1 protein-coding gene is annotated in these 631 nt (G+C 69.3%); it reads right to left on the minus strand.

The window, feature by feature from the left end; all coding sequences use genetic code 11:
• A partial coding sequence (locus AB4Z24_RS22515; RefSeq protein WP_441711890.1) for a two-partner secretion domain-containing protein occupies window positions 1–631 on the minus strand: 631 nt, incomplete at both ends.

Below are 631 nucleotides of genomic sequence, written 5' to 3' on the forward strand. Positions count from 1 at the left end.
CCGAGCGTGATGCTGCCGAGTGTGTCGGTCGCGGCGTTCAACAGATGGATCGTGCCCCGCGTGTTGACCGACGTCGTCGACAGCAGCACCCCGTCCTGCAGGATCGTCCGCCCCGCCAGCGTGATGTCGCCCTGCGGCGCGAAAATGAGCCCCGTGTTCTGGACCACCGCCAGCGCATCGCGGACCACCGGCGAGATCTCGTTGCCCCGCGTCGTCGAGAAGCTGTTCGCGTCGGTGCCGTAGCCGCGGCGCAGGATGAAGTCGTTGCCGGCCGCCAGCTGCGTCTGCCCCAACGGCGTCGTGATCGTGCCGGCGTTGTGCACCTCCCGGCCCAGCAACAGCACGAAGCCGCCGCCCGCCGTCACCGCGGTCGGCGCGGTGGTGGTGATCGCCGCCCCCGCCTCCACCCGCACCGCGCCGCCGGCGTTGGTGAAGCTCGGGATCCAGCTCGTGCCCGACTGCGTCGAGTAGAGGCCGCTGGTGAGGAACTGCTCGTTGGAGATGGCCGCCGTCGAGGCGATCAGCGCCCCGACGTTGACCTGCGACGTGCCGCCGAAGATGATGCCGTTCTGGTTGATGACATAGACCGAGCCGTCGGCCTTGAGGTTGCCGAGGATCTGGCTCGGCTTGC

It is taken from the genome of Hyphomicrobium sp. 2TAF46 (assembly GCF_052114865.1).
GTDB lineage: Bacteria > Pseudomonadota > Alphaproteobacteria > Rhizobiales > Hyphomicrobiaceae > Hyphomicrobium_B.